We start from the raw sequence: 14,650 nt of genomic DNA on the forward strand, positions 1-14,650 counted from the left end.
GAAGAATGGAAGACGAAGGGCGCAAGATCGTGGCCGTGCTCGCGCCGCTGCCACGGCGGCTTGCCGCCGCCCTCTACGAGCTGCTGCTCCTGGGCGGCATCGTGGGGGTCGGATTCATGCTGCCGTGGATCCTGATTGGAACGGTCTGGGGGAGGATCGCTTCTGGCGGTTGGCTTTTCCTGCACCTTTTCATGCTGTTGGGCGCCTATTTCGTCGGTTGCTGGTGGCGCCTGGGGGCGACGCTGGCGATGCAGACCTGGCGCCTGCGGCTGGTCCAGTGCAACGGTGCGCCCCCGGGCCTGCGGCGCTGCCTGTGGCGCTACCTGCTCTGCTGGCCTTCGTGGTTGACGGGGCTTGGGGTGCTATGGGCCTTCGTCGATGCCGAGGGGCAATTCTTGCATGACCGCTTGGCAGGCACGCGAGTCGTGCTGCTGCCACCGAAACGATGAGGAGCAAACCATGACGGAAAACCTGATCCGACGCGAAGATTACCGGCCGCCGCAGTGGTCGGTGCGCGAGGCGTGGCTCTCCTTTGCGCTCGACGAGGAAACGACCGAGGTGCGGGCGCGGCTGCACTGCGTGCGCGGCGAAGGGGTGAGCGAAGAGGAACCGGTCGTACTCGATGCCGAGGAGCTCGAGCTCGTCTCGGTGACGCTCGATGGCGAGCCGCTGTCGCCGCTGGCCGGACCGGGTGAACGCGGGTTCGTGTATGACGCCTCCAGCCTGCGGCTCTACGGCGCACGCGGCCCCGAGGCGTGGGTAGAGACCGTGGTGCGCATCCATCCGGCGCGCAACACGGCGCTCTCGGGGCTGTACCGCTCGGGCACGGGGCTTTTCACGCAGTGCGAGGCGCAGGGCTTTCGCCGCATCACACCGTTTCCCGATCGGCCCGACGTGATGGCGCGTTTCCACGTGACCCTGGAAGCGGACGAGGCGCGCTATCCGGTGTTGCTCAGCAACGGCAATCTGCAGGAGACGGCGCGCTTGCCCGGCGGAAGGCATCGCGCGGTGTGGGTGGATCCTTTCCCCAAGCCGTGCTATCTCTTCGCGCTGGTGGCGGCCGACCTGCAGGCGCTCGAGCGGGAAGTGGCGCTGGCCGACGGGCGCCGGGCCTTGCTGCAGGTGTGGGTCAAGGCCGAACACTTGCCGCGGGCGGATTGGGCGCTGGAGTCGCTCCAGGCGGCGCTGCGCTGGGACGAACGCCGCTTTGGCCGCGTGCTCGATCTGGACCGCTACATGATCGTGGCGGTGTCGGATTTCAACATGGGGGCGATGGAGAACAAGGGGCTCAACATCTTCAACACGAAGTACGTGCTGGCGAGCCCCGAGACGGCCACCGATGCGGACTATGCCGCGGTGCAGGCCGTGGTGGGGCATGAGTACTTCCACAACTGGACGGGCAACCGCATCACCTGCCGCGACTGGTTCCAGCTCACTTTGAAAGAAGGGCTCACGGTGTTCCGCGAGCAGGAATTCAGCGCCGACCAGCTGGCCGAGGCGGCTGGGCCCGAACGGGCGGCGTCGGCCCGGGCGGTGAAACGCATCGAGGACGTGCAGACGCTGCGCACGGCGCAGTTCCCCGAGGACGACGGGCCGATGGCGCATCCCATCCGCCCGCAGGCGTACCGGGCGATCGACAATTTCTACACCGCCACCGTGTATGAAAAGGGCGCCGAGGTGATCCGGCTGCTGCACACCTTGCTGGGAGAAAAAGGCTTTCGCGCCGGGATGGACCGTTACTTCGAGCGCTACGACGGTCGGGCGGTGACCTGCGAGGATTTCGTCGCGGCCATGGCCGAGGCGAACGGCGTGGATCTGACGCCGTTCCTGCGCTGGTACGAACAGGCGGGCACGCCGCGGCTGGTGGTGGAGGAAGACTGGGACGGCCAAGCGGGGCGCTACGGGCTGCGCCTGAGGCAATTCACTCCGCCTACGCCGGGACAGCCGGAGAAAGGGCCGGTGGTGCTGCCCATCCGCCTGGGGCTGCTCGGTGCCGACGGGCGCGACCTGCCGCTCGTGCTCGCCGACGAGCGCGATGCCGTGCCCGAACCCGAGGCGCCGCCAGCCGGAGGGATGCGGCCGATCGCGCCGCGCGACACCGCGGTGGGGGCGAGGACCCGCCTCTTCACCCTGACGGGGGAGACGCTCGCGCTCGAATTCGTCGGTCTGCCGCCAGGGCCGAAGCCGGTGCCTTCGCTGCTGCGCGGGTTTTCGGCACCGGTGCGGCTGATGCTCGATGAGCCGGACGAGGCGCTGCGCCACCGCATGGCCTACGATTCGGACGCCTTCAACCGCTGGGATGCGGCGCAGAGCTGGGCGCAGCGCCAGGTGCTGCGGCTGGCGCGGGGTGAAGCCGAGACGCTGGACGAGGGGTTCGTCGCGTCCTGGAGGCAGCTTCTCGCCGACGAGTCGCTCGATGCGATGTTCCGCGTCAAGGCCGCGGCGCTTCCCAGCGAGCGCTGGTTGCTGGAGGCGATGACGCCGGCCGACCCGGTGCGCCTGCGTGCCGCCCTCGTGCGCGCCTCGCTCGCGCTCGCCCGGGCTGGAGCCGAGCTGTGGCCCCGCTGGCGGGATTCCGGAGCCGCTCGCCCCTACCGCTACGATCCGCTGGAGGCCGGCCGGCGTGCACTCGCCGCGTTTTCCTGGCGCATGGAGGCGCTGCTGGGTGAGGACGAACGCTGCTCGCGCACGTTTGCCGTCGCCGACAACCTCACCGAGCGGCTGGCGGCGCTCGATGCCGCGCTCGCGCATCCCGACGAGTCGGTGGGCGAGGCGCTGCTCTCCGCCTTCGAGGCGCGCTACGCCGACGACGAGCTGGTGCTCGACAAATGGTTCGCCCGCCAGGCGATGCGCTGGTCGTGGCACGCTGCCCCGGGGGTGGTGCTTGCGCGCGTGCGGCGTCTGACCGAGCATCGGGCGTTTCGCTGGACCAACCCGAACAAGGTCTATGCCCTGGTACTCAATTTCTTTGCCAACAACCTTGCCGAAGCCTGCGCCGCCGGCGAGCTGGCCTGGGCCTTTTGGCAGGAGGCGGTGCTGCGGCTCGATGCGACCAACCCCATCGTGGGATCGCGCCTGGCCCGGACGCTGGAGCGCTGGCGGCGTTGGGCCGAACCCTATCGTGCGTCCTTCGCGCCCGTGCTGGAGGCGACCCGCCGCCAGGTCCGTTCGACCGAGGTGCGCGAGATCCTCGATCGCATGGCCGACGGCGAGGTCGGGGCGCCTTGAGGTAGAATTCGCCCTCACGTTTCTGGTGCCGCGGCCGGGGTTCTCCCGGCGCGGTGAAACGGGAAAGCGGTGCGCTGGAGTGCTTCCGGCAAAGCCGCTGCTGCCCCCGCAACGGTAGGCGAGTGCGGGCGCGCCGAAACGCCACTGGGCTCTTTGGGCCCGGGAAGGCGGCGCGTCAAATCTCGCAAGCCCGGAGACCGGCCAGAAACGCAGGGCGCAGGCGAGGTGCTCGCCTGCGGTGGGCTTTCCATTCGGGCCGGCGGGGTGGCCGGCCGAGGGGAATCATGTGAATCGCTTCGTCAAATCTTTGGCGGCCGCGCTGCCGCCGAGCCTGCTTTTGTCGTCTTTTTCTTTTGGAGTCGAGGCCCAGGAGGCGCTGGAGCCGGTGGTGGTCACGGCCACGCGGCAGCAGACGCGGGTCTCCGAGATCCTTGCCGACGTCACGGTGATCGAGCGCGAGGAGATCGAGCGCGCGGGGGGCGAGACCGTGGTCGACCTGCTCGCCCGCCAGCCCGGCATCCAGATGACGCGCAACGGGGGGCCTGGGACGTCGGCCAGCCTCTTCGTGCGCGGGACGCGTCCCGACCAGACCAAGGTGCTGGTCGATGGCGTCCCGATCAACTCGCTCGACCTGGCCGGTTCGCCCCTGCGTTTCCTGTCGCTGGCCGATGTCGATCGCATCGAGATCCTGCGCGGACCGGCTTCGACCTTGTACGGGGCGGATGCCATCGGCGGCGTGATCCAGATCTTCACCCGGCGCGGTGCGCCCGGCCTCTCGGTCGATGCCTTCGCGGGCTATGGCTCGTACGACACGGCGCAGGGCAGCGCCGGGCTGTCGGTGGGCAACGAGCTCGTCCGGCTGCGGGCGGACTTCCAGCAGAGCTATAGCGGTGGCTTCTCCGCCATGAAAAATGCCTCGGGGCAGGACGCGGACGACGATGCCTACCGCAACCGCGGCGGTACCGCCTCGCTCGTGCTCACGCCGCTCGCCGGCCACGAGATGGGCTTCGTGCTGCGACAAAACCAGGGTCGGGCCCACTACGACGAAATCCCGCCGACGAGCCAGTTCAACGACTACGAGGAGTTTCGCACGCAGCAGTGGCAGGTCTATACGCGCAACGCCCTCACCGACGCTTGGACGAGCACCTTGCGCATCGGGCACGCTCTGGATTGGCACAAATACGTCTCCTCCTGGCCCAGCCGGATGCGCACCGAGAACGACGAATACAGCTGGCAGAACGACGTGGCCCTGCCGCTGGGGCGGGCGATGCTCGCGCTGGAGCGCTTCGAGCAGAACGCGCCGTTAGGGGACGAGTCCTCGAGCGAGGAATCCATCGCCATCAACTCGGCCGTGGCCGCCTGGAGCGCCAACCTCGGGCCGCACCGCTGGCAGCTGAGCGCGCGGCATGACCAGCATTCGACTTTTGGCGGCGAGGATACCTACGCGCTCGCCTACGGCTATCAGATCGCCCGCGAATGGCGAGCGCACGCGAGTCTGGGGACGTCATTCAAGGCGCCTTCGCTCTACCAGCTCTTCGACCCCTATTCCGGCAATCCGCAGCTGGAGCCGGAAAAAGGGCGCAACCGTGAAGTCGCGCTCGTCTGGGAACGCGGCCAGCAGTCCGCCTCGCTCACCTATTATTACAACCGGGTGAGAAATCTGATCGACTGGGTGCCGACCGACACCTGGGGCGGACGCTACATCAACGTCGGCAAAGCGCACTTCGAGGGGGTGACGCTCGCCTGGGAGGGGACTGCGGGTGCCTGGCAGTGGCGCACGAGCTACGACTGGCTGCAGGCGATCGACGAGACCACCGACAAAGCGCTCGCGCGCCGGGCGCGGCACAGCGCCACCGCGTCGCTGTGGCGCCAATGGGGCGCGTGGGACGCCGGCCTCGAATGGGTGGGGATGGAGCGGCGTCCGGAAGCCGCGACGGCCGGCGGCGGCGAGCTCGGCGCCTATAGCCTCTTCAACCTCGTGGCGAGCTATCGTTTCGCGCCGGATTTGAAGCTGGAGGCGCGCATCGACAACCTCTTCGACAAGGACTACGAGAGCGTGCGCGGCTACAACACACCGGGACTGAGCGCTTTCGTGGGGTTGCGCTACACGCCGCGCTGATGTCGGTTCCCGTCAGATCTCGAGGTTGTCGATGAGCCGCGTGCTGCCCAGGCGCGCGGCGCCGAGCACGACGAGTTCCTGCTCGCCCGGTGCGGGCGGCTGCAGGTCGGCGCGGCGGCGTACCGTGACGTAGTCCGGCTGCCAGCCGTGGGCGGCAAGTTCGGCCATCGCCTCCGTTTCCAGCCGAGCATGGTCGGTGGCCCCGGCGCGCACGGCCTGGGCGATGCGCGTGAGCACGCGGTAGAGGCGCGGGGCTTCGGCACGCTCGGCTTCTGAGAGATAGGTGTTGCGCGAGGAGAGTGCAAGGCCGTCGGGGGCGCGCATCGTCTCGCCGGCGACGATCGTCACCGGCAGGGCGAGCTGGCGCACCAGGTTGCGCAGCACCATGAGCTGCTGGTAGTCCTTCTTGCCGAAGAGAGCGACTTCGGGCTGCACGATGCCGAAGAGCTTGGTGACCACGGTGGCCACACCGCGGAAATGCCCGGGACGCACGGCGCCTTCGAGGATGTCGGTGTGCTCGGGCGGAGGCGCCACGGTGTAGGTTTGCGGTTCGGGGTACATTTCCGTTTCGCTGGGGGCGAAGGCGTGGCGCACGCCTTCGGCGGCGAGCAGCTCCAGGTCGCGCGGCAGGGTGCGCGGGTAGCGCTCGAAATCCTCGTTCGGGCCGAATTGCAGGCGGTTCACGAAGATGCTCACCACCACCGTGTCGGCGAGCGTCTTGGCCTGGCGCACGAGGGCGAGGTGCCCTTCGTGCAGGCAGCCCATGGTCGGCACCAGCGCCACGCGTCCCAGGGAGGGCCGCAGGGCGCGGACTTCGGCCACGGTCGTGAGCGGTGCAATCGTGGTCATGGCAAGCCTCTAAAGCCTCTAGTAGCAGTGTTCCGGGGCGGGAAACGTCCCTTCCTTCACTTCGCGCACGTAGGCGCGCACCGCTTCCTCGACCGAATCGCGGCCGGTGAGAAAATTCTTGACGAAGCGCGCCTTGCGCCCGGGGTAGATGCCCAGCATGTCGTGCAGTACCAAGACCTGGCCGTGGCACTCAGGCCCGGCGCCGATGCCGATGGTGGCCGTGCGCGAAAGTTTGGCGCTGATCTCGGCACCCAGGGTACGCGGGGCCATCTCGATGACGAGGAGTGTCGCTCCGGCTTCTTCCAGCGCCAGGGCGTCTTCGAGGAGGCGGCGTGCGTCTTCCTCGCTGCGCCCCTGCACGCGATAGCCGCCGAGCTGGTGCACCGCCTGCGGCGTGAGGCCGATATGCCCGCACACCGGAATGCCGCGTTCGACGAGGAATCGCACCGTCTCGGCCATCACCTGCCCGCCTTCGAGCTTGACCATCTGCGCCCCGGCAGCCATGAGGGCAGCGGCGTTGCGTAGCGCCTGCTGCGGGCTTTCCTGGTAGGAGGCAAACGGCAGGTCGGTGACGACGAAGGCGCGCCGGGCTCCGCGGGCCACGCATTCGGTGTGATAGACCATGTGGGCCATCGTCACCGGCAGGGTGCTCTTTTGTCCCTGTACGACGTTACCGAGCGAATCGCCCACGAGCAGGACGTCGACGCCGGCGCGCTCCAAGAGCGTGGCGAAACTCGCGTCGTAGCAGGTGAGCATGGCGATCTTCTCGCCGGCGGCGCGCATCTCGGCGAGCCGCGTGAGCGTGACGGGCTTGTCGTCCAAGGGTTGGGCGCTCATGACTTCCTCCGTGCAGCGATGGTGCGGGCGATTGTGGCGCATTTCGCCGCGGCGCACAACCCGCGCCGCTCAGGCGTAGCCGAAATACTCGCGGTGGCTGCGCATCTCGCGCAGGCGTTCGAGCACAAGGGCGAAGTCGCCCGATTCGTGGATGGGATCGAGTACCTCCGCGTCCAGGATGAAGAGGGGGGAGGCGTCGTACTCATAGAAGAAGCGGGCGTAGGCGGCGCAGACGTCGGTGAGGTAATCGAGCGAGATGCCGCGCTCGGCCGCCCAGGCGCGGCGCTCGACGCGTTCGGCCAACGTCTCGGGGCGCGCCTGCAGGTAGACGACGAGGTCGGGCTTGGGGAGGTTTGCCGGGACGATCCGCTCCTGGATCCGCCGGTAGAGGGCGTATTCGTCCGCCTCGAGGTTGAGCTCGGCGAAGAGAGTGTCTTTCTGCAGCATGAAGTCGCTCACCACGCGCTGCCCGGCGGCGAGCATCTGGCTCACGCTCGAGAGCGCTTCGAGGCGCTGGAAGAGGAAGTCGAGCTGCAAGGGCAGCGCCCACCGTTCGCGGTGTTGATAGAAGCGGGCGATGAAGGGGTTGCGCTCGGGCGCTTCCAGCGCTGGCTGCAGGGTGAGCGCCTCGGCCAGTTTCTGCGCGAGCCGAGTCTTGCCGCAGCCGATCGGGCCTTCGATGACGAGATAGCGGGCCTTGTCGAGCATGGTCAGGTCGTCCGGAAGGTGAAATAGACGGCGCCGAGCAGACAGCACGCGGCCCAGAGATAGTCGAGCTTGAGCGGTTGCTTCATGTAGAAGACGGCAAACGGCACGAAGACGGCGAGCGTGATGACTTCCTGCATCAGCTTCAGCTGCGGCAGGGCGAGCGCCTGGGCGCCGATGCGGTTGGCCGGCACCTGCAGCAGGTACTCGAAAAAGGCGATGCCCCAGGAGGCGAGCGCGGCGAACCACCACGGCCGGTCGGCCAGATGCTTGAGATGGCCGTACCAGGCAAAAGTCATGAAGAGGTTGGAAGCGGAAAGCAGCAGCGCCGTTTGCAGCCAGAGAGGGGGGTGGGAGAGCGCGTTCATGCGGGATGGGGCAGGAGGCGTTCGACGTCCTGGTCGCTCAGCCGCGCACGCCAGGCCGACAGCGGCCCCAGGCCAGGGGCTTCCAGGAAGGAATCGAGTTCGAGCAGCGGTTCGAGCACGAAGGCGCGCCGATGCAGCCGCGGATGGGGCAGGGTGAGGCGGGGGGTGTCGAGTACGACGTCGCCATAGAGCAGCAGGTCGAGATCGAGCGCACGCGGCGCCCAGCGGTAGGGACGGACGCGGCCGAAGCGCGCTTCCAGCGCGAGGAGTTCGTCGAGCAAGGCATGCGGCGTCAGCGTCGTAGCCAGGCGCGCTACGGCGTTGATGTAGTCCGGCTGCGGCTCGGGGACTTCGAGCGGCGCGGTGCGGTAGAGCGAGGAGGCGGCAACGAGCTGCGTGCCGGGCAATCGCCCCAGGGCGGCGATCGCCGCCCGTACCGTGGTTTCGGCTTCGCCGAGATTGGCTCCGAGCGCGACGTAGGCAAGCACGGGGGTCATGGCGCGTCCGGCGTGGGAGTGACTGCGATCGTCCCGGGTTCGACCGCGTTTGCCTTGCGCGGACGGCGGCGGCGCTTGCGTTTGGCCGGCGGTTCACCGGCACTTCGCGCTTCGCGCAGCAGCGCCGCGCGTTCGGCCTCGTCGCCGTGGGCGAAGCGCTGCCACCAGCGCGGCAATTCTTCCGGCACTTCCCCTGCCTTGGCACGCAGCGAGAGAAAATCCCAACCGGCACGGTAGCGCGGCTGCTCGACGAGGCGGTAGGGGGCCTTACCGGCACGCCGCTCGAAGCGCGGTTGCATCATCCACAGCTCACGGATGTCGCCGGCGAGCTTGCGCGTGATCGCGAGCGACTCGGCCTGCGTCTCCAGTACGGTGTCCATTGCGGCTTCCAGCGCCGGGAAGACCGGTTCGCCCTGGGCCTGACGCCGGCGCCATTCGTCGAGCACGCGCGGCCACAGCAAGGCGGCGAAGCTGAAGGCGGGCGAGGCGCTCTTGCCCTCGCGGATGCGTCGGTCGCTGTCTTCCAGGGCAAGGCGCACGAAGCGCTCGCCGCTCGGATGCGCGAAGACGAGATCGAGCACCGGCAGCAAACCTCCGTGCAAGCCCTCCTCGCGCAGCCGCTCGAGGCAGGCGAGTGCGTAACCCGAGGTGAGGATCTTCACGATCTCGTCGAAGAGCCGCGCCGGCGGAACGTTCTCCAGGAGCGGCGCGAGCCGCCGGATGGGGGCGCGGGCCGCCGGGTCGATCAGGAGGTCGAGCTTGGCGGCGAGCCGTACGGCACGCAGCATGCGCACCGGATCTTCGCGGTAGCGCTGCTCCGGGTCGCCGATCATGCGCAGGGTACGCGCCTCGATGTCGCCCACGCCGTGATGGAAGTCGTGCAGCACGCCGGCCACCGGATCGTAGTAGAGGGCGTTGATGGTGAAGTCGCGCCGCTGGGCGTCTTCGGCGTGCGTGCCGAAGACGTTGTCGTCGAGGAGCCTGCCGTGTGCATCCACCGGGGCGCGCTCGGGATCGACCAGGCCGCGGAAAGTGGTGACTTCCACCGTTTCCTTGCCGTGATAGACGTGCACGATCTTGAAGCGGCGTCCGATGATATGGGCGCGGCGAAAAAGGGCACGCACCTGCTCGGGATGGGCGTCGGTGGCGACGTCGAAGTCTTTGGGCGTGCGCGACAAGAGCAGGTCACGCACCGCGCCACCCACCACGTACGCCTGATGGCCGTGGCGCTGCAGCGTCTCGCACACGAGACGGGCGCCGGGAGAAATGTGCTCGGGCGTGATGCCGTAGCGCGCGGCCGGCAAGACGGCCGGCACCGAAGCGCTCGGTTTGGTGACTTTGGCGATGACTTTTTTGATGAGTTTGCGGATCATGGGTTTCTCAGCACGTCGCGGGCGAGGATTCGCGCAGCGACAAGATGCGCCAGCCGTGGGTAAGGGCGTGCATGCGCAGCCGCTCGTCCGGATCGACTGCGACGGGCTCGTCGACGCGTTCGAGCAAGGGAAGGTCGTTGTGCGAGTCGCTGTAGAAGGTGGTGCGGGAAAAGCTCGTCCACCATAGGCCCAGCGATTCGAGCCAGGATTCGACGCGCGCGATCTTGCCCGCCTGGAAGGCCGGCGTGCCGCGGCAGCGGCCGGTAAACCGTCCGTCTTGCTGCTCGGGGATGGTGGCGATGAGGTGGCAGATGCCGAAGGCGCGCGCGATCGGTCCGGTGACGAAGGCGTTGGTGGCGGTGACGATCGCCGCCACGTCGCCCGCGGCCAGATGCTCGCGTACCAAGGCTTTGGCCGCCGGCGTCATCATGGGTTCGATGACTTCCCGCATGAATTCGGCGTGCAGCGCCTCCAGTGTGCGGCGCTCGTGGCGCGCGAGCGGGGCGAGCTGGAAATCGAGGAAAGCGTGGATGTCGAGCGTGCCGGCCTGATACTGGGCGTAGAACTCGGCGTTCTTTGCTTCATAGAGCTCGGCGTCGACCAGTCCTTTGCGGATCAGGAACTGCGCCCACTCGAAATCCGAGTCGCCGGCAAGCAGGGTGTTGTCCAGATCGAAGAGCGAGAGGTTCACCATCATTCCTTGTTTGATAGACCAGATTCATCCCGAAGCGGTTCCGCCTCCAGCTCGGCGAGCACCTCGCGCGCGAGCGCCACGGTCACGGGACGCTGGCGCTCGAGCGATCGCCGGTCGAGCGCGGCGACGAAAGCGGCCAGGCGCCGCGGGTCGCGTTCGATGCGGTGCAGCACGTAGGTGGCTACGTCGCGTTCCAGCCGCATGCCGCGTGCCTGGGCCCACTGCTGCAGGAAGCCGAGCCGCTGCGCATCGTCGAGTGGCTCGACGTGGAACACCAGGCTCTGGCCGATGCGGGTGCGCAGATCCTCGCGCAGCGCCAGTCGCAGCGGCGGGGCGTCACCGCTCACCACCAGCCGTTGCTTGAGTTCGCGTGCGCGATTGTAGGCGTTGAAGAGCGCATGTTGCAGCCCAGGGGGGGCGCGCTGCACGTTGTCGAGGAGAAGGATCGCCTCGGGCGTCTCCGGCAGCGCTTCGCCGGCGAAATGCTCTGCGGCGAAGTAGTGTACGGGGCGAGCGTGGCGTTGGGCGAACTCGGCGGTGGCGATCAGAAGGTGCGTGCGACCGCTGCCTGAGTCGCCCCAGAGGTAGAGATGGGCGGCGGGCAGGGGATTGCCGTCTCGCGTCTGCACCACGCACTGCAGCGCCGCTACCAGCTCCGCGTTGCGCCCGATGACCGTGCGCTCGAAGGTCGGCACGGTGTCGTCGAAGAAATCGAACACGAGCTGGGTGCTCAAGGGCCTTTCCCCCGACGTCCACGGTAGAGGGTGCTGCGCTTCCATGCCGCGAGAAGATCGCGCAACACCACGAGCAGCACCGCGCCGGTGGGCAGCGCGATCAGCATACCGACGAAGCCGAACCAGTGGGCGAAGGCCATGAGCACGAAGATCACCGCCAAGGGATGCAGCCCGATGCGCTCGCCCACCAGATAGGGGGTGAGCACATAGGTCTCGAGGGCCTGACCGAGGGCGAAGATGATGACCACGGGCAGCACGAGCCCGAGCTCCGGCCCTTGCAGCAGGGTGGCCAAGGTGGCCAGGACCACTCCCGTGCCGTAGCCCACGTAGGGAATGAAGGCGACGAGTCCCGTGATGACGCCGATCGGCAGGGCGAAATTGAGCCCCGCCAGACTCAGGCTGATGCTGTAGTAAAAAGCGAGCGCGATCATCACCGACAGCTGCCCGCGCAGGAATTCGGCCAGCACCTGGTCGATGCCGCGCATCTTCCTTGCCACCGGCTGCTGGCAGTCGCGCGGCAGCAGGCGCAACAACGCGCGGCGCAGGCGCGGCGATTCCACCAGCAGATAGAACATCACCAGCGGGATGAGGGCGAGGTCGATGAGCGTTCCCACGAGCACGGCGCCGCCGCTCTTGAGCTTGCCCAGCAGCACCAGCAGCCAGCTCTGGGCGCTCGCCCAGTGTTCCTTGAGCCAGTCGCGCACGAACTCCGGGTCGATGCGATCGATGTCGACCCCGATGCGCCGCCCCAGGTCCTGCAAGAGCGTGTCGAGCCGGCCCAGCAGGTCGGGCAGCTGCTGGATGAAGACGGCGATCTGGCGCCAGAAAATGGGCAGCACGAGCAGGACGAGGGTCACCAGCACCAGCCCGACGGCCATGATGGTGAGCCAGGCCGCCAAGGATCGCGGCAGGCCCAGGGCGGAGAGCCGGTCGGTGATGGGGCCGCAGATGTAGGCGAGCACCGCGCCGACGATGAACGGCGTGAGCACCGGCAGCAGGGAGTAGAAGAGCAGCGCGAAGAGCGCCGCACATCCACCCCACAGCCAAAATTCTGCACGGGTCGAGGGTGCGCCGTTCATGCGGTATCGTACAATTTTGCGTCGTTCGCCATGTGCGAGGGTTCGGTCGAAACGACCGCCTTGTGATATATAGGTGTCAATTATCGCCGGGAAACCGGAAGCTGAGCAAGAGGAGCCGTTGTGACGGGACTGACGTATCGGGATGCCGGAGTGGATATCGACGCGGGCGATGCCCTGGTCGAACGCATCAAACCCTTGGCGGCGCGCACCATGCGCCCGGAAGTGCTCGCTGGCATCGGCGGCTTCGGCGCGCTCTTCGCGCTGGGTGGGCGCTATCGCGATCCGGTGCTCGTCTCCGGCACCGACGGCGTGGGCACCAAGCTCAAGCTCGCGTTCGCCTGGGGCATGCACGACGGGGTGGGGCAGGATCTGGTGGCGATGAGCGTGAACGACATCCTCGTGCAAGGCGCCGAGCCGCTCTTCTTCCTCGATTATTTCGCCTGCGGCAAGCTCGACGTCGAGGTGGCGGCGCGGGTAGTGGGCGGAATCGCGCGCGGCTGCGAACTCGCCGGCTGTGCGCTGATTGGCGGTGAGACGGCCGAGATGCCCGACATGTATCCGGAAGGCGAATACGACTTGGCCGGGTTCGCGGTCGGAGCCGTGGAGCGCGAGGCCATCCTCGACGGTTCGCGCATCGCCGCCGGCGACGTGCTCTTGGGGCTCGCGTCCAGCGGGGCGCACTCGAACGGCTATTCCCTCATCCGTCGCGTGCTCGCCAAGGCGGGCCATGGGGTGGACGCGGCGCGCGATGCCGAGCTCGTGCTCGACGGCAAGCCGCTGCGTGAGGCGCTGATGGAATCCACCCGCATCTACGTGCGCAGCATCCTGGCGCTGTTGCGCGAGCTGCCCGAGGCCGTCAAGGGGCTTGCGCACATCACCGGCGGTGGGCTCAGGGAGAACGTGCCGCGTATCCTGCCAGAACCGCTCGCCGCGCACATCGATCTGGGCAGTTGGCCCCGGCCGGCGCTCTTTCGCTGGCTGCAGGAGCAGGGCGAGGTGGCCGAGGCCGAGATGACGCGCGTCTTCAACTGCGGCATTGGCATGGTGCTCGTGGTCGCGCCCGAGAAGGCCGGGGCGGCAGAAGGACTGCTGCGGGCGCAGGGCGAGACGGTCTATCGCATCGGCGAGGTGGTGCCGCGGGTAGGGGATGAGCCGCAGGCGCGCATCGTGGGCTCGCCAGCCTAAAACGCCTCCTCCAGCGCCGCAGCCAAGCGCTGCGGCGTGTCCGGCGCAAAGGGGTCGAAGCGGCGCAGCTCGGGCCAGGTTTCGCCGAACTGGCGCAGCCACGTGAGCTGGCGTTTGGCCAGTTGCCGCGTGGCGGCGATCCCGGCGTCGATCATGGCTTCGCGCCTGATCGTGCCTTCGAGGTAGTGCCAGACCTGGCGATAGCCCACGGCGCGCATGGAAGGGTGGGAAAGGGTGAGGTTCGGGCGCTGCCGTAGCCGCATCACTTCCTCGATGAATCCTGCTTGCAGCATCGCGTGGAAGCGCTCGGCAATGCGCTCGTGCAGCCGTGCGCGATCCGTCGGCACGAGCGCGAGCGGCAGCCAGCGGTAACCGTGGGCGGCAGGGGTGCGGCGGGCGTAGCGTGCAGCGAGCGGTTCGCCAGTAAGAAGGACGATCTCGAGTGCGCGCTGGATGCGCTGCGCGTCGGTGGGAGCGAGCCGGGCAGCAGCCTGCGGGTCGAGGCGGGCGAGTTCGGCGTGTAGCACCGGCCAGCCCTCGCGTGCCGCGCGTGCGTCGAGCTCGGCGCGCAGGCGCGGATCGGCTGGAGGAAGGTCGGAGAGGCCCTCCCTTAGCGCCTTGAAGTAGAGCATGGTGCCGCCCGCGAGCAGCGGCAGCCGCCCGCGCGCGAGGATTTCCTCGATGGCGGCGAGCGCATCGGCAAGGAAACGCGCCGCGCCGTAGGCTTCTTCCGGTTCGACGAGATCGATGAGATGGTGCGGCACGCGCGCCCGTTCCTGGGCTGTGGGCTTGGCGGTACCGATGTCCATGCCGCGATAGACCAGCGCCGAGTCGACGCTGACGATCTCCAGCGGAAAACGCTCGGCGAGCCTGAGCGCGAGCGCCGTCTTGCCGCCGGCGGTAGGGCCGAGCAGCCAGGGGATAAGGGGACGGTTGGTGACCTCGCCCTTTGGGGGTGGCGGTATGTGCATTTTCTTTTCTA

The 14,650-nt window shown here is 68.1% G+C and carries 14 protein-coding genes and 1 riboswitch; of the genes, 4 read left to right on the forward strand and 10 right to left on the reverse strand.

All coding sequences use genetic code 11. From position 1 onward, the window contains the following. Positions 1-5 precede the first annotated feature (5 nt). The 3 genes from OA56_RS05210 to OA56_RS05220 all read left to right on the forward strand — a co-directional run bounded on the left by OA56_RS05210 (position 6) and on the right by OA56_RS05220 (position 5,347). Positions 6-449: an RDD family protein gene (locus tag OA56_RS05210; RefSeq protein ID WP_461583851.1), complete on the forward strand. Its 444-nt coding sequence runs from the start codon at positions 6-8 to the stop codon at positions 447-449. A gap of 10 nt (positions 450-459) precedes the next feature. Further along, a complete protein-coding gene (pepN, locus tag OA56_RS05215) occupies positions 460-3,228 on the forward strand; it encodes an aminopeptidase N (protein WP_461583853.1) in 2,769 nt (922 codons plus the stop codon). Positions 3,229-3,234: 6 nt separating this feature from the next. Continuing rightward, positions 3,235-3,448, forward strand: a riboswitch (cobalamin riboswitch). 66 nt (positions 3,449-3,514) lie between these two features. Next, positions 3,515-5,347: a TonB-dependent receptor domain-containing protein gene (locus OA56_RS05220; protein WP_461583855.1), complete on the forward strand. Its 1,833-nt coding sequence runs from the start codon at positions 3,515-3,517 to the stop codon at positions 5,345-5,347. Positions 5,348-5,359: 12 nt separating this feature from the next. Here OA56_RS05220 and panC read toward each other — a convergent pair whose 3' ends face one another. From panC to OA56_RS05265, 9 genes are all read right to left on the reverse strand, one after another. Continuing rightward, positions 5,360-6,196: a pantoate--beta-alanine ligase gene (panC, locus tag OA56_RS05225; RefSeq protein ID WP_461583857.1), complete on the reverse strand. Its 837-nt coding sequence runs from the start codon at positions 6,194-6,196 to the stop codon at positions 5,360-5,362. 18 nt (positions 6,197-6,214) lie between these two features. After that, positions 6,215-7,033 (reverse strand): 3-methyl-2-oxobutanoate hydroxymethyltransferase, encoded by an 819-nt coding sequence (gene panB, locus OA56_RS05230; RefSeq protein ID WP_055422682.1) that lies wholly within the window; start codon positions 7,031-7,033, stop codon positions 6,215-6,217. A gap of 69 nt (positions 7,034-7,102) precedes the next feature. Then, positions 7,103-7,741, reverse strand: a complete 639-nt coding sequence (locus tag OA56_RS05235; RefSeq protein ID WP_055422683.1) for a deoxynucleoside kinase — start codon at positions 7,739-7,741, stop codon at positions 7,103-7,105. A gap of 2 nt (positions 7,742-7,743) precedes the next feature. Continuing rightward, positions 7,744-8,106: a DMT family protein gene (locus OA56_RS05240; protein ID WP_055422684.1), complete on the reverse strand. Its 363-nt coding sequence runs from the start codon at positions 8,104-8,106 to the stop codon at positions 7,744-7,746. Continuing rightward, positions 8,103-8,603, reverse strand: a complete 501-nt coding sequence (folK, locus tag OA56_RS05245) for a 2-amino-4-hydroxy-6-hydroxymethyldihydropteridine diphosphokinase (protein ID WP_055422685.1) — start codon at positions 8,601-8,603, stop codon at positions 8,103-8,105. The genes OA56_RS05240 and folK overlap by 4 nt, the downstream gene beginning before the upstream one ends. After that, positions 8,600-9,976, reverse strand: coding sequence for a polynucleotide adenylyltransferase PcnB (gene pcnB / locus OA56_RS05250; protein ID WP_461583860.1), 1,377 nt, complete (start codon positions 9,974-9,976; stop codon positions 8,600-8,602). The genes folK and pcnB overlap by 4 nt, the downstream gene beginning before the upstream one ends. 7 nt (positions 9,977-9,983) lie before the next feature. Next, a complete protein-coding gene (locus tag OA56_RS05255; protein WP_461583897.1) occupies positions 9,984-10,667 on the reverse strand; it encodes a histidinol-phosphatase in 684 nt (227 codons plus the stop codon). 2 nt (positions 10,668-10,669) lie between these two features. Continuing rightward, a complete protein-coding gene (locus tag OA56_RS05260; protein WP_461583862.1) occupies positions 10,670-11,404 on the reverse strand; it encodes an HdaA/DnaA family protein in 735 nt (244 codons plus the stop codon). Continuing rightward, positions 11,401-12,483, reverse strand: coding sequence for an AI-2E family transporter (locus tag OA56_RS05265; RefSeq protein WP_141054153.1), 1,083 nt, complete (start codon positions 12,481-12,483; stop codon positions 11,401-11,403). The genes OA56_RS05260 and OA56_RS05265 overlap by 4 nt, the downstream gene beginning before the upstream one ends. A 120-nt stretch (positions 12,484-12,603) precedes the next feature. Here OA56_RS05265 and purM point away from each other — a divergent pair, with 120 nt between their 5' ends. Continuing rightward, complete coding sequence (purM, locus tag OA56_RS05270; RefSeq protein ID WP_461583864.1) at positions 12,604-13,668, forward strand: phosphoribosylformylglycinamidine cyclo-ligase; 1,065 nt, start codon at positions 12,604-12,606, stop codon at positions 13,666-13,668. On the opposite strand, the gene miaA is transcribed toward purM, so the two are convergent. Continuing rightward, the gene (gene miaA / locus OA56_RS05275) at positions 13,665-14,639 is read right to left on the reverse strand and encodes a tRNA (adenosine(37)-N6)-dimethylallyltransferase MiaA (protein WP_461583866.1); all 975 of its coding nucleotides are present in this window, start codon (positions 14,637-14,639) and stop codon (positions 13,665-13,667) included. The two genes, purM and miaA, sit on opposite strands and share 4 nt — an antisense overlap. Positions 14,640-14,650: the final 11 nt, after the last annotated feature.

Source organism: Tepidiphilus sp. HLB4, from assembly GCF_054823945.1.

Coding starts and splice junctions, on each gene's coding strand:
- OA56_RS05210 (WP_461583851.1), top strand. CDS start 6: ATGGAAGACGAAGGGCGCAAGATCGTGGCCGTGCTCGCGCCGCTGCCA.
- pepN (WP_461583853.1), top strand. CDS start 460: ATGACGGAAAACCTGATCCGACGCGAAGATTACCGGCCGCCGCAGTGG.
- panC (WP_461583857.1), bottom strand. CDS start 6,196: ATGACCACGATTGCACCGCTCACGACCGTGGCCGAAGTCCGCGCCCTG.
- panB (WP_055422682.1), bottom strand. CDS start 7,033: ATGAGCGCCCAACCCTTGGACGACAAGCCCGTCACGCTCACGCGGCTC.
- OA56_RS05235 (WP_055422683.1), bottom strand. CDS start 7,741: ATGCTCGACAAGGCCCGCTATCTCGTCATCGAAGGCCCGATCGGCTGC.
- OA56_RS05240 (WP_055422684.1), bottom strand. CDS start 8,106: ATGAACGCGCTCTCCCACCCCCCTCTCTGGCTGCAAACGGCGCTGCTG.
- folK (WP_055422685.1), bottom strand. CDS start 8,603: ATGACCCCCGTGCTTGCCTACGTCGCGCTCGGAGCCAATCTCGGCGAA.
- pcnB (WP_461583860.1), bottom strand. CDS start 9,976: ATGATCCGCAAACTCATCAAAAAAGTCATCGCCAAAGTCACCAAACCG.
- OA56_RS05265 (WP_141054153.1), bottom strand. CDS start 12,483: ATGAACGGCGCACCCTCGACCCGTGCAGAATTTTGGCTGTGGGGTGGA.
- miaA (WP_461583866.1), bottom strand. CDS start 14,639: ATGCACATACCGCCACCCCCAAAGGGCGAGGTCACCAACCGTCCCCTT.